Raw genomic sequence first — 15,244 nt, 5'->3', positions numbered from 1 at the left:
TCTCCTCACTTCTCATCTAACTCTACAGATTGTAAAGCTAGTAACATTCCAAATGACATATCTTTACCAGAGGAATGTCCGATTTGTATAATTCTGTCAATATTTTCGTCAACTCTATTATCCCGATGGTTCTCCAAATCCAAGAGTAACTGATACAACAATGAATTTACATATCCTTTAGCCGAGCTTGCAATATAGCCTTTACTAACATCTGTTGTGGATAAATTTGCTGCCGAAAGAGTAGCGGCTAACGCCGCAGCTCTTTCATCAGCAAGTATGAACAGAATTGTTTGATACGCCACTAAAATGTCATCACCACTCGGGGTTAACCCTTTGCCCCGACCAATCAGATAATTCGTTACTTCTTGCCATTCCGATAGTGTCCAAACTTTTTGTTTTTGGCTCATTTTTTTGAAAATATGCTTTGCTCGTTCGTCTAAAGGCAGGCCAATTCTACGTTCTAAGTTTCTCGCTAATAAGCGGTCTCGCAACAAGCGTAATTGGTCTTTTTCTAACTTGAAATGAGTAATGTTTAAAGAAACGACCTCGGCAGGTGTGAGTTGGATCGTTTTCACGCCGACTGTACTGTAAAAGGTCAACTGATTTTCTGTGATTTTGACTTTATTACCTTGTTGTACATACGGAAAGATTTCTTGAAACAATTGATCTGGCAAAAACATACCAAAGCTTGATAAATAATTATGGAAGTTTGCAACATTGATTAATTGATCCTGGACTTTCAGATTAAATGAACGTTCAAAAACACTGTGAATGGTTCCCATCTTGCCATATTGGTGGATAGGAAAAATGTAGTCACTAATGACTAGTTGGTTATTCAACCGTAATGCCTAGTTTCTCAGCATACGCTTCTAGGGCTTTTTCAAAACAGCCTAGAGGTGCTCTAACTGTCCCTGCACCAATTTGACCAACACCGGCATTTTTGTGTGCAATCCCTGTATTGATGATTGGTGTAATTCCTAATTCCACCACTTTACGGATATCAATTCCTAAACAAGTTCCTTGGAAATCCCAAGTTGGAATTGAGAATGTTGGGTTGTGTCCTTCACAGATTTTTGCCATTTCATTTGAGGTTGCTAACGCATCTTCAAAGCCACCTGCACCAACAAACCGTGTTACGCCAGGTGCAGCTACCATAGCCATTGCTCCAACGCCTACTGTTTCAGTAATTGCACTATCCCCGACATCAGGATTTCCGTCTTCTTCGCTGAAACCAGTGAAGTAAAGACCTTTTGGTGTATTTACTGGTGCGGTATGCCATTGATCGCCTGTTTCTGCAATCCGGACCCCAAAGTTCACGCCGTTACGAGTCATCGTTGTGACAATCGTTCCGTTGGTATCTTTACGGGCACCATCAACAATTGCTTTTCCAGTTGCCATCATGACATTTAAGAAGAATTGATCTGTGTCAGCTAAGAATTTGATTACTTCGTATTTTTGATCTTCTGGAATATCTGTTTTGATAATTAATGGAGACAATTCTTTTAAGAAGTTCAATGATGCGGCAATATTTCTTTGGTGGAACTCGTCACCCATTGTAATAGAGCGCGCAATCAATACGTTTAAGTTCAAGCCTTCTTCAGAAAGTTTCAAGGCTTTCGCAATAGTTGGTCCTAAAACATCTTTAATCCAATCTAAACGATCAACCACTTCTTGTGAATAAGCACCAAAACGCAATACTTTACCGATACCTTCATTCAAGATACAGTATGCTTCGTTACCTTCTAAGCGATTTTCCACAACAAAGACTGGCATATTACCAGAAGTAATACCGCCCATTGGTCCTACTGCTTTTACATGGTGACAAGGAATGAAACGTACTTCGCCAGCTTCAAAAATCTTCAAAGCATCTTCTTCATTGTCTGCCCAACGTTCGAATAATGCAGCTCCGATACAAGCACCTTTCATTGGTCCAGTCATTTCAGACCATTGGATTGGTGGTCCAGCATGAAGTAATGTTTTTTGTGCGTCATCATTTAATTCTGGAATCACTGATTTCGCAGGTACCACATCTACTAAGAATGGTTGTGCATTTTTAATTTTGTCTGTTACTTTGTGATTTTCAGCTTCGATTTGTTCACTGTAATCTTCCAAAGCATCCAAAATTTTAATCATTTTTTTATTGCCGTTGGCACGCGGACGCCAGTTGAATTGAACAGTTTCGCCACCGTAATCAACGATTGATTCTGTAAAGCTTTGCAACCCAACGTTAATAATTCTTGGTTTGGTTGTTAATAGTTCCATTACTTTTTCGCCTGGTTTTGGTACATCGACAGTTGGTCCGTTGTAAGCAACCACTTCTTTATCGTCTTCTGAAATTTCGATTCCTTTTAGTAATAAAGCTAATTGAACAGCTTTAGCATTGCTTTCTGCAACTAAAACGCCGCCTTCTTTCAAACGATCAACCGACGATTGGTAATTTTGCGGATCTTTCGTCGTCCCACAAACAGTTGCAACAAAGTAAAGATCACGTCCTGCTTCTTTGGCTGTGGCACGCGCTTCTTCAATTGCTGGTAACAATGCACCAACCATGTCTTCATGAGCACCATAGCCTAACACCACATCGAATAAGATAATCCCCGTTTTTTCATCTTGTGCGTATTCACGAATTTTTTCGATACGAACATCTGGGTCAATCATTGGGTGCGGACGACCTTGTGTATACATATCATCGCCTAAGTCAATGACTTCATAACCGTGAGATTTCAAGACATAACCTTCTGCTTTCACTAAACCGCCAAGGTCTAAAGCTTCAGAAATTAACATACCCGCTTCAGAAGCTAATGTACCACCTGAATATAAGCCTTTTACAACTTTATCTTCTGGTAATGTTGGTACAGCTGGTTTTGCTAATGCTTCAAAGTAATTTTTCTTCACGGCCACATCATTTGCTAAATCAACAGCAATTTTAGCTGTTTCTTCTAATGTATGAGCTAGATAAACTTTGCCTTCGTGACTTGTTGGTTTTTCTCCTAAGAAAATCGCAACGACTGGTTTTGAAATGCTTTGTAATAATTCAACCACTTCATCACGAACTTCTTTTGCAGGTGGTTTAGAAATAACTGTAATCACATCGGTTGGTTCGTGATTTTCTAAAGCCACAATAGCATCTTTCACTGTGATAGCGCCTACTTTGTCGCTTAGGTCACGACCACCAGTACCAATGGCGTGAACAACTCCGCCACCTAAGCGGTCAATAATCGTTGTAACTTCTTGAATCCCTGTTCCTGAAGCACCAACAACGCCAATGTTTCCTGGAGAAACAACATTTGTAAAGGCGATTGGAATACTTGAGATAATACCAGTTCCACAGTCAGGGCCCATCATTAGTAAGCCTTTTTCATGCGCTAATTTTTTCAAACGTACTTCATCTTCAATTGACACATTATCCGTGAAAGAGAACACGTGTAAATCATTTTTTAAGGCACGTTCCATTTCTGGCGCACCATATTCACCAGGAATACTGAATAGCGCTACATTCGCCTCTGGTAAAAGATCAAACGCTTCTGACCAAGAAGTTGCTGCTTGTGCTTCTTCACTAGTTCCCTTTGCTGATAAATCATCTAAGAATTCATCAATCGCTGGCATAACTTCTTCCATGATGTTTTCTTTTTCACTGTCAACCACAATCATCATGTCGTTTGCAGATGCACTATTGGCCTCATCCGTTAACAAGTTCGTGTTGTTAAGGATGTCTTTGTTGGCATCTGTTCCCATCATGATTTGACTCATGGTTACACCATCTAATGCATTGATTTTATTGGTCAATAACATTAAGTTGATGGAGTCTTGGTAATTGTTTTTCAAAATTACTGTGTGTAACATTGTTCATCCTCCTATCTATTCCTTACAATGCTATTGTATCGAAACGAGAAAGTGTTTTCATCGGACATAATTCTAAAAAAATGGTATAATTTTTATCCATAAGAGGAAAAAAGGAGAAAATGATGAAATTAAGAGAGTTATTATCGATAGGTGACTTAAAAAAAGGTAAAATTTTGACGAAAGAGATTGGTTTAGACAATGAAGTTGACTCGGCAATGGTCTTAGAAGCGATTGACATTGAGAACTGGAGTAGAAAGAATCAGTTAATTTTGACTTCTTTCTACGCATTGCATGATCTACCCGAAAAAGAGTTGGAAAATTTTTTCGTAAAGATGCGCCGAATTGGCATCAGCGGCTTAATTTTGAAAACAGATCGATTCATTAAAATGATTCCAGAGTGGTTTATCGAATTATGTTTCAATTATGAAATTCCTTTAATTAAAATCACACAAGACATTAGCTATGAAAAAATTCTATTTACGATTTACGAGCCTTTGTTGAATTATCAGTCGCATGTCTTACGTACGTATTACGATGTGCGCCAACGTTTCACCAAATTAGAGCGCCACTACCCAACGGTTGAGACGATTATGCAAGAATTTTATGACATCATTAAATTACCCTTCGCTTTAAAAATGTTGGATAAACATCTGGAAATTAGCGATGGCGACTTACCCCATGATGCGATTGTGCTCTCAAGAGAAAAACTAAAAAACAGTGAATTCACTAAAAACGATTACTCTCTTTTAACACTTTACTCTCATGCCAACCCCAAAAAACAGTTGGCACTAGAAGTTTCTATTTTCAATAGTTATTCCACTAATTGTTTACTTCTGGTTTATTTACAAGATGAAAAGGTTAAAGAAACGGATTTAGTGATTATCGAAAATGCGATTGATGTCTTACAAGAAAAATTCAATACCGAAAATTTGTTAAAAAAAGAACGGTATACTCGTTTGAACAACTTAGCGGATGCTATTTTACAAAATACACCGCAAAATCCTGACGAGCTAAACAGTTTGCTTCGTGAAGTGCAAATGCAAGAGCTAGATTCTTACCAAGCGATTGCTTTTTCTACCAAAGACACAAATACACAACTCATGAAAGAACGAATTATTGCCTTACTTCGTACCCTGCGTGTGAAATCCATCTTCTTCGATCAGCTAAATTATTCGGCGGTCCTTTTTAACTTCAATGAAAGTGATGGAAAAATTACAAAGCTGCAATTAAGTCGTTTATTAGCTGAACTTTTAGAAGAAAACGACACGCTTACCGTTGCCGTCAGCAGTTTAAAATCACGAGAAGGGATTAAAGAGCTACTGATTGAATGTCTGGACATTCTGCGCTTTAATGAAACTTTTTATAACGGACCAATTGTCACCTTAGCCGATATCGGGGTATTTAAAAATTTTATCCGCGAAGACCAATTGGAAAATTTAGACGAATTAATTCCTCGCGCACTTTATCAATTAGCCGAAAACAACTACGATTTATTTGAAACCTTGTACAGTTTTTTCCAAAATAATCGCAACTATAAACAGACCTCTGAAGCGATGTTCCTTCATTCAAAAACGATTCGTTATCGTTTAAACAAAGTGGAACAACTTCTTGATATTGACTTAGCCAATCCCTTGCAATTGTTAAATTATGAAATTGCCACATACATTATAAAGATGAGGAGACGTGCACTTGAAAAACAATCAAACACTCGCTAATGGCGCAACAGTTACTATCTACCCCACTACGACTGAACCAACGAACTATGTCGTCTATTTACACGGTGGCGGGATGATTTATGGAACCAAAAGTGATTTACCAGAAGAACTGAAGGAGCTGTTTACAAGCAATGGCTATACCGTTTTAGCGCTGGACTATTTGTTGGCTCCAAATACAAAAATCGATCACATCTTAGGGACGCTAACAGAAACCTTCCAATTGTTAAACGAAGAGATTATTCAAAACCAGCCATTTGGTTTGTGCGGGCGTTCCGCTGGCGGTTATTTAATGTTACAGTTAACCAAACAATTACAAACACTAAATTTGACGCCACAATTTTTAGTCAATTTTTACGGCTATACAGATTTAGAATTTATTAAAGAGCCACGAAAATTATTAAAGCAAGCCATTTCCGCTAAAGAAATAGCTACCATCGACCAAACAAAGCCTGTTTGGGATGATCCTTTTCTTTCTCGCTATCTGCTGTATCATTACAGTATTCAGCAAGCGCTATTGCCGCACTTTTACGGATTACCAGAAAATGGGGACTGGTCTGCTTACGCACTGTCAGACGAAACATTAAAAACTTTTCCACCTTGTTTCAGTACAGCTAGCAGCTCAGACGAAGAAGTGCCGTTCCGCTATAGCAAAAAAATCGGACGGACCATTCCTGAGAGTACCTTTAAAGCGGTTTACTATTTAGAACATGATTTTTTAAAACAAACCAAAGATCCTTCGGTCATCACTTTATTTGAGCAATTGGATAGCTGGCTGAAGGAACGATAAGCAATCAAGAAATTTTATTAAAGTATTAGACTTGTGATAGAAACTTTTTTATGATCCATGATATACTGTATATACAATATATACGAAAGGTGGGTTACTAGTGGAAATCAAAGAAAGAAAACTTAGAAAAGTTGGGAATTCTGTTGTTATGACATTGTCAAAAGAGTTTCTAGAAAGCATTGGTGCGACTGCGACAGACACCGTTTATGTAGACGAAGAAAAATTAAAAGATATTATTGTTAAAAAAAATATGTCAGAACATCAAAAAAAATTACAACAAATGATGGAGAACTCAAAACAAAAACATAATGAGCTGTACAAAGAATTGGTTACTAAATGAAAAGTATTTATTATTTATCAGCGGATGATCTATTTCAAATGAATACTTTCTTGATCCAAACGTATTCTCCCGCAGAACAAATTGGCATCAAAGATCGTAATGCATTAGAAATGGCTAGCAACCAACCAGCACAATTCGTCTTTGACGTTGACCTGTACCCAACAATTGAAGAAAAAGCAGCTATTTTAATGATTAACATTGCAACAAAGCATTGTTTTTACAATGCAAATAAACGGACAGCTGTAATGGCAACCGACTTATTTTTACAATTAAACGGTTATGATTTCCAATTAGATACGCAAGAAGGCGTTGATTTATTGGTTTTTATTGCTACTTATAGATCAGATTTTGATCAGTTGAAAAACGATGTATCAAAAGTAATCAGAGCTAAATTAAATCATACTTCTTCTCACTAATTTCATCAATGAAATATAAGATGGATGTCGTTTTCAATTGTAAAATTAAGCGTCTAATCCAAATAAATTTAATAACAAAAAAAGAAGCGAGAAATCTCGCTTCTTTTTGTTATTTTTGATAAAGTGTGGTTCCTTTTACCACACTGATTTCCACCGGTGTCTGACGAGCGACAAAAGCCGCCGCACATTCTGCTTCAGTGAGTAAGTAAGTTGCTTCAGCACCAACTTGCGGCCAATTTGCTTGCCCTTGTTCGTCTAAAGTTGTGACACCATCTGTCACTAAGCCCAATAATTGGGTTAAAGCATCTTGGTCTTTCACATTAAAAAGTTCACCTAAACGAGCCAATTTTTCTTGTAATGAACCATCACCATAGGGAGACCAGCAATCGTAGATATTGTCACAACCAAGATGGACATTGACTCCATGACGTAACAATTCCATAATTGGCGGAATCGTGTTAGGTGTGATTGGCACGCTGGAATTAATATGAATTTTTTCTGCTGCTAAAGCATCATAAACTTCGTCACGTTCTTCACCAATGAAATCATTTAACCCGAAGGCATGGCTGATAAATACTTTGTCTTGTAGGCCATATTCTTTCGTTAAACGGATAATTTCTTTAATCGTTGTTGTCCCAGCTTCGTGACGGTCATGTAAATGAATATCCACACCGACACCATGTTTATCTGCTAAGCGGAATGTTTCAGCCAATGATTTTTTGTAATCACCATCTAGTGAATAAGGATCCACGCCACCAATAAAATCGGCACCTTTTGCCAATGCTTGATCAACTAATTCAACGGAATCTGAACGCAGTAAGCCGTGCTGTGGAAAGACGACAATTTCTACCGCAAATGGTTTCGTTTGGGCCAACGCTTGGACTTCATCAAAATAACGTAAGTCTGTCATCGGTTCCACGTCGACATGTGTTCTGAAGGCTGTCGCGCCATGTGGTAATTCTAAGTCAATTAAATGGTTGGCGCGTTCTGTTAAAGAAAGTTCTAAACTATCTAAATAAGGGATTTCTGTTTCGACACGTTCCACAATTGACTTCGCTGGCGTCACCGGATACCACGGAACACCTAGTTTACTTTTATCAAAGTGACAATGTTTTTCAATCAAACCTGGTAAAATCAATTGATGGTGACCATCAATAATTGTCAACCCAGGTTCTTCTACCAATTCTTCATTGGGGATGATTTTTGTAAATACTCCATCTGTTACTTCAATTGCCACTTCTTTGGTTACTGTCCCAGATAACCAGTCACCTTCTTTTTGATACCCTGTTTCAATTCGAACATTTTTTAACCAATAATTCATGCTTTCCTTCACTCCTACCTGTATTTATTCCTTCCCGAAAGGACACAATACTTAGTTGTACTGTGCTAAAATTTTACTAATTTCCGTATAACCTTTTTGATTGGCATAGTCCATTGCTGTTCGACCAGAATTGTCTTTAATGGATTGATCCGCACCATTTTCCATTAACAATTTTACAATATCTTGGTAAAGTTGGTTCCCTTCACGTAACCCCACTGCCTCAATCAATGCTGTATAGCCAAAGTCATTTTGGAAATCTATGTCTTCTCGTCCATCTTCTAACAAGAGCTTCACATTGTCAATATGTCCTTTTTCAGCTGCCGGAATTAACGCATTGCCACCGTAACGGTTATGCTTAGTTAAATCTGGTGTCGCATTTTTTAACATATACGCTAAAATCTCCGTACGTCCTTGCGCTCCCGCATAAAGATAGGGACTATCACTAATGCTATTTTGCAGATTAATATCGGCATCCCGATCAATCAACGCTTTTGCAATCTCAATGTCATTATTGTGCACAGCAATATTGAGCGGTGTATTGCCTTCTGTGTCGACTTCATCCACTTGATAAGTAGTATCTTGTAAAATTTCCTTGACCTTCTTCGTATCTCGTTGATTGGCTGCTTCTAAAAGCGCACCCACTTCATAGGTCTTCATCGGTTCTTTCACTTCCTCTTTTGATGTTGTTTGAGCCACCGAACGGGTTGTACTGGTGCTTTCAGTTTTTGCACTACTTTGAGTAGTCACCGTTTGACTATTTTTTGACGCTGCGGAAGGTGTTTCTCCTCCTTGACACGCAGCAAGTAATGGAATGGTCACGACACTTAATAGCCCCATTAAATTTTTTTTGTTCATTGTGCTCAACTTCCTTTCCTCGAGAGAAATATGAGATTTTTCTCCAGTGGTTCTAATCTAACGAATCTTTTTTTATTTGTCGATTAAAACGCTTTCTCTGTTTTTCTATTTTAAAAAGAGAGAAACCAAAAGAAGTCGAAACTTTTTTTGGTTTCCATTCGTATGTTTTGTTCTTAAAAGGTAAATTCAGGATTAAAAGTTCCTTGGTATGGTTCATGTTCCACATAGACTTGGATATCGTTTCCTTCGTTATCTTTACCCATTCGTGTGTACGTAAAACGATTATCATTCAATTCTGTTAACTCTAAGACAGCGCCATAGCGATTGGTTCCAATGGAAACATGGGCACGGAATTTATTTTGATTTCCTACTTTAAAGTAGCCATAGTCGCCACGAGTTTCACCAGTTTGTAAATTGAAAAATTCATATTTGCTGCTGTCTTGGTCAAATTTCGCTAAGCTGATAAAGTTTTGGTTGGCCGAAGTTACGTCATTGCCATCTTTATCCACTACTTTTGTGCCATTCCAAAGAAGTTGCGGTGTCCCATCAAAGGAAGTTTTACCAATAATTTCATCCCCTTGTCGATTTACATCAATCTGGCCTGTTTGTTCTGTCATGGCACGGCGTCCATTCGTGAATTCTAGTGTTCTGGGACGATTATTGGGGTATGGCTGCGGACGACCATAAACTGGTCCTGAGGTTGCTTTGTTTTCTACGAAAACTTCAATATCATTTCCGTTTTTATCTTTCCCCATCTGTCTATACGTAAAAGTATCTTGGTATAAAGTTCTAAGTGGGTATACACCTTGATAATTTTTGGTTTCAGAAATAATTACAAGACGGGAAACATCTGTAATACCAGCGGTCATAAAGAAGGTTCCTTCATCTCCTGTTGATTCTCCAGTCTCTTTATCAAAAAATTCATAGAAACTAGTGGTTGCATCAAATTTGATTGCATGTAATAGGTTTTGATTTTCATCTGTTAAGTCATTCCCGTTTCGATCATAAACGCGTGTTCCAGCCCAATCTTTTTCTGATAATCCTTCATCTTGTCTAATACCAACTGAACGTAAATACTCAGGTAAATCCCCTAAATTATTGGGATTGTCTACGCTTTGAGGAACGTATGCTTCTGCCGTCAAAGCCCCTCCTGCTCCACCAACTAATAACGCACTTAAAGCCAACAACGTAATTGTACCAACGATTTTTTTCTTCATAAACGACTACTCCCTTTCCTTTTGATAATTTAAGGATAGCAAGTAGTTATTAACTCCACCTGTCCATAATATGAACAAATTATTAAATAATAATCATTATAATTATCTTAATAATAATATTTAATTATAACTAATAACAATTTATTTATAGAAGAAGAGAAAACAAAAGAACGTTGGGGGACGTTCTTTTGTTAAATAAGAGAGAAGACAAGAGACTTTTAGAAAGTAAAGGCTGGATGATATGTGCCTTGGTAAGGTTCATGTTCCACGAACACTTGAATATCATTACCAGCATTATCTTTACCCATTCGAGTATACGTAAATCGATCATTGTTTAGTTCCGTTAATTCTAGCGCTGCACCGTAGCGATTCGTACCAATAGATACATGGGCCCGAATCTTGTTATTGTCCACCACTTGGAAGTACCCAAAGTCGCCGCGGGTTTCACCCGTTTGTAAATTGAAAAATTCATATTTACTTGTGTTTGGATCAAATTTCGCTAAACTAATGAAATTTTGATTGGCCGCTGTCACATCATTACCGTTTTTATCTACGACTTTTGTGCCATTCCACAAGGTTGTTCCTAAAATTTTATCCCCTGATTTATTTGTCACAATTTTGCCAGTTTGATTGGTTAATGCTTCACGTCCATTTGTAAAAGCTAATTTTTTCCCGTGATAAGGGATGTGTTCCACGTAAACTTCAACATCATTCCCCAGTTTATCTTTCCCTAAACGCTTGTAAGTAAATTTGTCTTTACTCACTTCGGTTAAATCCACTACGGCTTGATAATTTTGTGTCCGCGAAATTAAAATTCGTTTTGTGCCATCACCTGTCACAAAAAATGTTCCTTCGGTCACCACGGGTTTCCCCAGTATTTTTGTCGAAAAACTCGTAAAAACCGGTTTCACCATCATATTTTGCTAAACCAATAAAATTAGCATTTTCTGCCGTTAAATCATTACCAGCAGCATCATAAACACGGGTTCCTTGCCAGTCCGTGCCAGATAAAATCTTAGTCGCCTTGTCGCCTCTTGTTTGGCCATTGTTTTGATGTTTGCCTAAATTTGCTGTAGCACTATTTGGATTGGCTGCATGACCTGCAAATGCTGGACTTGCATAACCTGCTATAAGTAACGTACTTAATGTTACTAAAGTAATCGAACTTAATACTTTCTTTTTCATAAAGCATCGCTCCTTTTCTTTGATAAACCTATCTTAACAAACGATTCTAAACTACCACTGTCAGAAAAATGAACAATTTATAAACGATTAAAAACAACTATAAACTATTTTTTTGTTAAAAATGAAGCGGTCAAAAGAATCCTTTACTTCCTTTTGACCGCTTCATCCACTCGTGATTGACTAATTAGAACGTGAAGTCTGGCGTAAAGTCTCCTTCATATGGTTCATGTTCTACAAAGACTTTAATTTCTTTGCCATTGTTGTCTTTACCCATTCGTGTATACGTAAAACGTTTATCATTTAATTCTGTTAATTCTAATGCAGCTCCATATTTATTGTCACCAATTGAAACGTGGGCCCGGATTTTGTTATTATCAATTACTTGGAAGTAACCAAAATCTCCACGGGTTTTACCCGTTTCTAAATCAAAGAATTCATATTTACTTGTTTTATTATCAAATTTCGCTAAACTAATAAACATTTTATTTGCTTCAGTAACATCGTTACCGTCTTCATCTAAAACTTTCGTGCCATTCCATAATGTAGCCCCTAAAATGTCATCCCCAGGTTCACTGGTAACAATCTTGCCAGTTTCTGTTTCTAAATCTTTACGGCCATTCGTAAAGGTTAATTTCTCGTCAGAATAAGGGATATGTTCTACAAAGACTTCTACATCTTTCCCGTCTTTATCTTTACCCATTCGCTTATAGGTAAATTTATCTTTCGTTACTTCCGTTAAATCAACCACCGCTTGATAGTTTTGTGTATCCGAAATTAAGATACGCTTTTCGCCATCGTCTGTCACAAAGAATGTGCCTTCATCGCCACGGGTTTCACCTGTTTCTTTGTCGAAAAATTCATAAAAACCTGTTTCACCATCATATTTTGCTAAACCAATAAAATTAGCATTTTCTGCTGTTAAATCATTATTATTTTTGTCGTAAACTTTTGTGCCTTGCCAATCAGTACTGGATAAAATTTCTGTTAATTCTTGTCCTTTTGATTGCTCTTTAGCTGCTTCTGCTGAACTAGAGACTGCAGTGCTTGAGCTAGCTGCACTTGATTTATCTGTTGCAGAGTTGGCTCCGCCAGCACAGCCTGCAATCAACAACGTACTAAAGGTTAATAAGGTAAGCGCACTAAAAACTTTTTTCTTTTTCATGGTTGGTAATCCCCTTTTTCTTTTTGATATATTTAGAATAGCAAAGCCTTATAAACTCCTACTTGCCGAAAAATGAACAAATTATAAACAAATGAAAAAAAGTTAATAACAATACTAGCTTTTTTTTGTTCACTTGTAATACACTATAAGTAAGAAATAGATTAAAACCACTAGGAGGGACGCTTTTGACCATTAAACGCCGCTTTTTTATTTCTTATATTAGTGCCATCATTATTACTTTAGCCTCTGTTTTAGCTGTTTTATCCTTAGCTTCTTACATCACGTTAGGAACTGTTCCCAGTTTGCCCCAAGCTTACCGAATGATGAATAAGCAACGACCATTGACCGCTAACGAAGAAGAAAGTTATTTGGCCTTAGATCAACTGTTAAAAAAGTCACCGAAATTACTAGATACGCCTTTAAGTAAAGAATTAAAGGAAACGATTCAAACAATTGAGGCAAAAGGATTAAGTGTGATTCTTCGAAAGAATGCACGGTTTCCTTATTATTCGGATAATTTAGTAGAAAAATCTTTGTCTGTACATATTCCAAACTACGAAATGAATAATATTATGCCAACTGGCACACTGGATAATGCAGGGCGTCTATATCATTATGTCAAATCCGATTTTCATTATTTAGATGGTTCTAACGGGAGCTTTATTGTCTTGAAACGCGAAAGCAGCCTTTTTGAATTCTTCACACGCTGGATTATCTGGATGATTTTGTTAATTATCCTTGTAGCAATTGCGGCAGCTTGGCTCATTAATAAGCGCTTAACCAAAACCACTATCGAGCCATTAGAAGCATTAGAAAAAGCGACTAAAACATTGGGTAAGGATGCCCAAAAAGAAAATCCATTTACACCAACTAGCCACCAAACCGTCTCAACAGAAGTCAAACAGCTCCAACTTAGTTTTGAACAAATGTGGCAAGATTTAGAAGAAGCCAATGCGGAACGCGAAAAATATGAAGCTAATCGGAAAGAATTAATTGCAAATATTTCTCATGACTTAAAAACACCAATTACTTCTATTATTGGTTACGTTGAAGGTTTGATGGATGGCGTTGCCAATACTGAAGAAAAAAAACAGCGCTATTTAACGGTCATTCATGAAAAAAGTTTAGGCCTCAATGATTTAATTGAAGAATTATTTTTGTATTCCAAATTAGACCTAGACCGTGCTGTCTTTACAATGGAAAAGACCAATTTCACTCGTTTTATTGCACATATTCTTGAAGAATACCGTTTGGAACAAGAACTCGTGATCACTTCTGTCCTTCCCACCGAAGCTTTATACGTTCAAATGGATCCCACGCAGATGAATCGCGTGATTACCAATCTAATTCAAAATAGCATTAAATTTGCGGATCCCACTAAAGAACAACTAGCCTTTACGATTTCTTTAACGCATAATCAAACAGACTTAGTTTTAACCATTACAGATAACGGCATTGGTATCGATAAAAAAGAATTACCTTATTTATTCGAACGCTTCTATCGTGTAGACAAATCTCGAACCCCAACAGTTAAAGGAAGCGGCTTGGGATTAAGTATTGTCAAACAAATTATTGACTATCATCAGGGAACAATCACTGTCACAAGTAAAAAAGGAGACGGCACCAACGTGATAATTACGTTGCCGTTGTTGGAGGATGAAAAATGAAACCACATGTATTAATTATTGAAGATGATCCAAGCATTGCTGATTTGCAAAAAGATTATTTAGAAATTAACGATATGACTGTCACAATTGAACATGATGGAAAAAAAGGATTGGAAGCAGCTTTAAATGAGCCCTTTGATTTAATTATTTTAGATGTGATGCTGCCAACTATGGATGGTTTTGAAATCTGTCGTGCAATTCGAAAAAAAAAGCAAACGCCGATCATGATTGTTTCGGCTAAAAAAGAAGATATTGATAAAATTCGTGGGCTTGGCTTAGGTGCGGATGATTATATAATCAAGCCGTTTAGTCCCAATGAATTAGTCGCTCGAGCAAAAGCCCATATGAACCGTTATCAATTGTTAAGCAAAGCAGAACAACCACCACAATTACTAAAAATCAATGAAATCGCTGTCGACACTGCCGCCCACAAAGTGTTTGTTTTAGAAAATGAAGTTATTTTTACAAGCAAAGAATACAAATTGCTGGTTTTCTTGATGGAACATCCTAACCGTGTGTGGAATAAAGAAGAACTTTTTGAAAGTGTCTGGGGGTTTGATGCCTTAGATACTGAGGTTTCGACTGTCGTTGTTCATATTAAACGGATTCGGGAAAAATTAAAAAAAGCCAATCTTTCTGACTCTCCAATTGAAACACTCTGGGGTAGTGGCTACCGCTTCAATCGATAAAGAGAGCAAAAATAAGTCGGAGCCTATTTCTAGGCTCCGACTTATTT

12 protein-coding genes and 1 pseudogene are annotated in these 15,244 nt (G+C 37.3%); 6 read left to right on the top strand and 7 right to left on the bottom strand.

Going from position 1 to position 15,244, the window contains the following annotated elements; translation table 11 throughout:
* Positions 1-5 precede the first annotated feature (5 nt).
* Together PYW42_RS01450 and PYW42_RS01445 are read right to left on the bottom strand one after the other, a co-directional pair.
* On the bottom strand, positions 6-839 hold the full coding sequence (locus PYW42_RS01450) for an oxamate carbamoyltransferase subunit AllH family protein (protein WP_002355250.1): 834 nt from the start codon (positions 837-839) through the stop codon (positions 6-8).
* The gene (locus tag PYW42_RS01445) at positions 832-3,843 is read right to left on the bottom strand and encodes a bifunctional FdrA/YlbE family protein (RefSeq protein ID WP_002355249.1); all 3,012 of its coding nucleotides are present in this window, start codon (positions 3,841-3,843) and stop codon (positions 832-834) included. The genes PYW42_RS01450 and PYW42_RS01445 overlap by 8 nt, the downstream gene beginning before the upstream one ends.
* Positions 3,844-3,965: 122 nt before the next feature.
* On the opposite strand from PYW42_RS01445, the gene PYW42_RS01440 reads away from it, so the two are divergent.
* The 4 genes from PYW42_RS01440 to PYW42_RS01425 all read left to right on the top strand — a co-directional run bounded on the left by PYW42_RS01440 (position 3,966) and on the right by PYW42_RS01425 (position 7,101).
* Positions 3,966-5,558: a PucR family transcriptional regulator gene (locus PYW42_RS01440; protein ID WP_002355248.1), complete on the top strand. Its 1,593-nt coding sequence runs from the start codon at positions 3,966-3,968 to the stop codon at positions 5,556-5,558.
* Entirely contained in the window at positions 5,533-6,345 is an 813-nt protein-coding gene (locus PYW42_RS01435; protein ID WP_002391513.1) for an alpha/beta hydrolase, read from the top strand. The genes PYW42_RS01440 and PYW42_RS01435 overlap by 26 nt, the downstream gene beginning before the upstream one ends.
* 100 nt (positions 6,346-6,445) lie before the next feature.
* On the top strand, positions 6,446-6,685 hold the full coding sequence (locus PYW42_RS01430; protein WP_002358371.1) for an AbrB/MazE/SpoVT family DNA-binding domain-containing protein: 240 nt from the start codon (positions 6,446-6,448) through the stop codon (positions 6,683-6,685).
* Complete coding sequence (locus PYW42_RS01425; protein WP_002355245.1) at positions 6,682-7,101, top strand: type II toxin-antitoxin system death-on-curing family toxin; 420 nt, start codon at positions 6,682-6,684, stop codon at positions 7,099-7,101. Before PYW42_RS01430 ends, PYW42_RS01425 begins: the two co-directional genes overlap by 4 nt.
* A 109-nt stretch (positions 7,102-7,210) precedes the next feature.
* On the opposite strand, the gene PYW42_RS01420 is transcribed toward PYW42_RS01425, so the two are convergent.
* The 5 genes and pseudogenes from PYW42_RS01420 to PYW42_RS01400 all read right to left on the bottom strand — a co-directional run bounded on the left by PYW42_RS01420 (position 7,211) and on the right by PYW42_RS01400 (position 12,841).
* Positions 7,211-8,422, bottom strand: coding sequence for an amidohydrolase family protein (locus PYW42_RS01420; protein ID WP_002391512.1), 1,212 nt, complete (start codon positions 8,420-8,422; stop codon positions 7,211-7,213).
* A 51-nt stretch (positions 8,423-8,473) separates the two neighbouring features.
* Positions 8,474-9,277, bottom strand: a complete 804-nt coding sequence (locus PYW42_RS01415; RefSeq protein WP_002403695.1) for an ankyrin repeat domain-containing protein — start codon at positions 9,275-9,277, stop codon at positions 8,474-8,476.
* 173 nt (positions 9,278-9,450) lie between these two features.
* Complete coding sequence (locus PYW42_RS01410; protein ID WP_002387660.1) at positions 9,451-10,494, bottom strand: DUF4822 domain-containing protein; 1,044 nt, start codon at positions 10,492-10,494, stop codon at positions 9,451-9,453.
* Between the two features lie 218 nt (positions 10,495-10,712).
* Positions 10,713-11,679, bottom strand: a pseudogene (locus tag PYW42_RS01405) (DUF4822 domain-containing protein).
* A gap of 184 nt (positions 11,680-11,863) precedes the next feature.
* Positions 11,864-12,841 carry a DUF4822 domain-containing protein gene (locus PYW42_RS01400; protein ID WP_002358366.1) on the bottom strand — a complete coding sequence of 326 codons (978 nt, stop codon included), beginning with the start codon at positions 12,839-12,841 and terminating at the stop codon, positions 11,864-11,866.
* Positions 12,842-13,164: 323 nt separating this feature from the next.
* Between PYW42_RS01400 and PYW42_RS01395 the strand changes: the two genes are divergently transcribed.
* Entirely contained in the window at positions 13,165-14,508 is a 1,344-nt protein-coding gene (locus tag PYW42_RS01395) for a sensor histidine kinase (RefSeq protein WP_002403698.1), read from the top strand.
* Positions 14,505-15,197, top strand: a complete 693-nt coding sequence (locus PYW42_RS01390; RefSeq protein ID WP_002355236.1) for a response regulator transcription factor — start codon at positions 14,505-14,507, stop codon at positions 15,195-15,197. Before PYW42_RS01395 ends, PYW42_RS01390 begins: the two co-directional genes overlap by 4 nt.
* Positions 15,198-15,244 lie beyond the last annotated feature (47 nt).

The organism is Enterococcus faecalis (assembly GCF_029024925.1).
GTDB classification, from domain to species: Bacteria; Bacillota; Bacilli; order Lactobacillales; family Enterococcaceae; genus Enterococcus; species Enterococcus faecalis.
The sequence above is the reverse complement of the archived record's forward strand: the minus strand, read 5'-3'. Positions and strand labels throughout refer to the sequence as shown.